Origin of the sequence: Pontitalea aquivivens (assembly GCF_046507575.1) — a bacterium.
In the GTDB taxonomy this organism is placed as follows: domain Bacteria; phylum Pseudomonadota; class Alphaproteobacteria; order Rhodobacterales; family Rhodobacteraceae; genus Pontitalea; species Pontitalea aquivivens.
Window position 1 is genome coordinate 1 of the sequence record NZ_JBKFEY010000063.1, and the last position, 3661, is coordinate 3661.

At 62.6% G+C, this 3661-nt stretch carries 2 protein-coding genes; one reads left to right on the plus strand and one right to left on the minus strand.

Features of this window, described 5'->3' with window-relative positions; all coding sequences use genetic code 11:
• Nucleotides 1-31: 31 nt before the first annotated feature.
• Nucleotides 32-640, minus strand: coding sequence for a recombinase family protein (locus tag ACK8OU_RS19940; protein ID WP_410305076.1), 609 nt, complete (start codon nucleotides 638-640; stop codon nucleotides 32-34).
• Between the two features lie 93 nt (nucleotides 641-733).
• Between ACK8OU_RS19940 and ACK8OU_RS19945 the strand changes: the two genes are divergently transcribed.
• Nucleotides 734-3619, plus strand: coding sequence for a Tn3 family transposase (locus ACK8OU_RS19945; RefSeq protein WP_410305077.1), 2886 nt, complete (start codon nucleotides 734-736; stop codon nucleotides 3617-3619).
• The last annotated feature ends 42 nt before the right edge of the window (nucleotides 3620-3661 follow it).

The window sequence follows — 3661 nt, forward strand, 5'->3', positions numbered from 1 at the left end:
GGGGTCGAGTGCCGGAGGGGGCAGGATCGTATCATAAGGCGCTTTTCCGGTAGCGTTTCATGATTTCGAGCACTGTATTCTTGCTGATGGCGAGATCTCGGGCGATCCAGCGGTAAGATCGACCTTCTGCGACGGCCGCGATGACTTTGTCGGCGACCTTGTCGGCCGTGGGGCGCTGGCCTGGCTGACGTCCAAGCTTCTTTCCCCGTGCACGGGCGGCGGCAAGGCCCGACTTTACCCTCTCGCTCAACAGATCGCGCTCGAATTGGGCGATGCCCGCGAGGAGCGTCGCCATCATACGACCGTGCGGAGTGTCGAGTTCGAAGGTCATCCCGCTCATGGCGATGACGGATACTTTCCAGCCTGCCAGCCTATGCAGTGTGTCGAGCAGATCTTGGGTGGATCGGCCCCAACGCGAAAGCTCTGTCACCAAAACGGCGTCGATTTTGCGGGTCTGAGCGAGATCGATGATCTGATTTCGCGCGGCCCGGCTTGCGACCGTGCCCGACGCGGTTTCCTTGAAGATGCCGACCACCTCGTATCCGCCGCGCTCGGCGAAGGCTGTCAGGTCATTCAGTTGACGTTCGCAGGATTGGTCGGATGTGGAGACCCGGGCATAGAGTGCGGCTCGCTGTCCCAATTGAACCCTCTCCCGATTTGCGGTTGCAAGTCACTGATTTTGCTGGTGCGGATTCTGTACTGAACAAAGTATAGATTAAAAGGGACGCGCTCAATGCCCAGACGCCAGGTTCTTACCGATCGCCAACGTTCTTCTTTGCTTGACCTGCCGACAGACGACGCGGCCCTCCTGCATCACTACACGCTCGCTGACGAAGACCTTGAGCAGATCCGCCGTCGGCGGCAGTCTCACAATCGCTTGGGCTTTGCCCTGCAGCTTTGCGCCTTTCGGCATCCAGGACGGCTGCTATCGCCGGGCGAGGTGATCCCGATCGAAGTCGCTAGGTTCATCGCTGCACAACTTGGCGAGAGGGCCGCCGACCTATGTTGCTATGCGGAGACAGACGTCACGCGCCGAAGGCACCTTGTCGAATTGCGCGAGATCTATGGTTACAAGATGTTTACCGGGCGGGGCGCCCGGGACCTGAAAGCCTGGCTTGAGAGGGCCGCCGAAACCGCCCGGTCGAATGAGGATCTGGCGCGCCGCTTCGTCGAGCAATGCCGAGTGGCGCAGATCATCCTGCCCGGAATTACCGTCATTGAACGGTTGTGCGCGGATGCGCTGGTGGCGGCGGAACGCCGGGTCGAGGCCCGGATCGCCGGTCGACTGGATGATGACATGCGAACGCGGCTCGATGCCTTGCTGACCGAAGATGCGGGCGGCTCGGTCACGCGCTTCGTCTGGCTGCGCCAGTTCGAGATCGGGCGGAACTCGGCTGACATGAACCGCCTGCTGGACCGCCTGGAGTTTCTTCAGGGCCTTGGGTTGGCCGAGACGGTTTTGGCTGACGTGCCTCCTCACCGGATTGCGCGCCTGCGCCGGCAGGGCGAGCGATACTTCGCTGGCGATCTGAGGGATATCTCGGGTGACCGCCGCCTCGCCATTCTTGCAGTCTGCGCGCTGGAATGGCGCAGTTCCATTGCCGACGCCGTTGTCGAGACCCATGACCGGATCGTCGGCAAGACGTGGCGCGAGGCGAAATCGCGATGTGACGCCCGAATGGACGATGCCAAATCGGCGCTGAAGGACACCCTGCAATCCTTCAAGACATTGGGCGCGGCGCTTCTGGAAGCGCATGAGGATCGGGCCTCCCTCGAAGAGGCCGTCGGCAATGCCGGCGGCTGGATATCCCTCAAGGAGCTTGTGGCCACGGCCGCCCAACTGACCGACACATTCGCCGCGGACCCGCTCGCGCATGTTGTTCACGGATATCATCGCTTCCGGCGCTATGCGCCCCGGATGCTGCGGGCGCTCGACATTTGTGCCGCGCCCGTGGCGGACCCGCTGCTGGCGGCAAGCAGGATCATTGCGGGCACGGAGACGACTGACGACCGACCGCTGACCTTCCTGCGCCGCACTTCAAAGTGGCATCGCCACCTGAATGGCGACGATGAGCACCGAGTATGGGAGGTCGCGGTCCTGTTCCATCTGCGCGACGCCTTCCGTTCCGGTGATATCTGGCTCGCGCATTCGCGAAGGTATGGCGACCTGAAGGAGGCGCTGGTCCCGGTCGAGGCTGCCCGCGACACGCCGAGGCTGGCCATGCCGTTCGAGCCCGAAACCTGGCTGGCCGACCGCAAGGCGCGTCTGTCCGATGCTGTATGCCGACTGGCTCGCGCTGCAAAGGCCGGGGCCATACCGGGAGGTTCCATAGAGGATGGCACCTTGAAAATCGATCGGCTGACCGCGGCGGTTCCCGAGGAAGCCGACGCCCTGGTGCTCGATCTCTATGGGCGCTTACCGGAAGTCAGGGTCACGGATCTCCTGCTCGAAGTGGATGGGGAGGTCGGCTTCACCGAGGCATTCACCCATCTGCGTACCGGCGCGCCCTGCAAGGACAAGATCGGCCTTCTGAATGTATTGCTTGCCGAAGGATTGAATCTCGGCCTCAGCAAAATGGCCGGGGCCACGAACACGCACGACTTCTTCCAGCTCTCACGCCTGTCGCGATGGCATGTCGAAAGCGAGGCGATGGCTCGCGCCCTGGCCATGGTGATCGAAGGACAGTCGGCACTGCCGATGGCGCGCTTCTGGGGCGCCGGACAAACCGCATCGAGCGACGGGCAGTTCTTCCCGACGACCCGCCAGGGCGAGGCAATGAACCTGATCAACGCCAAGTACGGCCATGAACCCGGTCTGAAGGCCTATACCCATGTCTCCGACCAGTTCGGCCCTTTCGCCACACAGACCATTCCAGCCACCGTGAACGAGGCACCCTATATCCTTGACGGCCTGCTGATGACCGGTGCCGGCCAGAAGATCCGCGAACAGTATGCCGATACAGGTGGCTTCACCGACCATGTCTTCGCGGTCACCGCCCTGCTGGGATTCCAGTTCATACCCCGCATCCGCGACCTGCCGTCAAAGCGCCTGTATCTCTTCGATCCGGCCTCCTGCCCCAAAGAGCTGAAGGGCTTGATTGGCGGCAAGATCAAGGAACGCCTCATCACGGCAAACTGGCCCGACATCCTGCGCAGCGCAGCAACCATGGTGGCGGGGGCCATGCCCCCAAGCCAATTGCTGCGGAAGTTCGCATCATATCCCCGTCAGCATGAGCTGGCTGTGGCACTGCGGGAAATCGGACGGATCGAGCGGACGCTCTTCATCATCGACTGGCTGCTCGATGCCGACATGCAGCGCCGCGCCCAGATCGGCCTCAACAAGGGCGAAGCTCACCATGCCCTGAAGAACGCCCTCCGCATCGGCCGCCAGGGTGAAATCCGCGATCGCACCTCAGAAGGCCAGCACTTCCGCATGGCCGGGCTGAACCTGCTCGCCGCAATCGTCATCTACTGGAACACCAAGCATCTCGGCCTCGCCGTCGTCAAACGCCGCCGCGAAGGCCTGGACTGCTCACCCCACCTCATGGCGCATATCTCGCCCCTTGGGTGGGCACATATCCTGCTCACGGGGGAGTACAGATGGCCGAAACGCCGCTGAAACCCTTATGATACGATCCTGCCCCCTCCGGCATCAGACCCC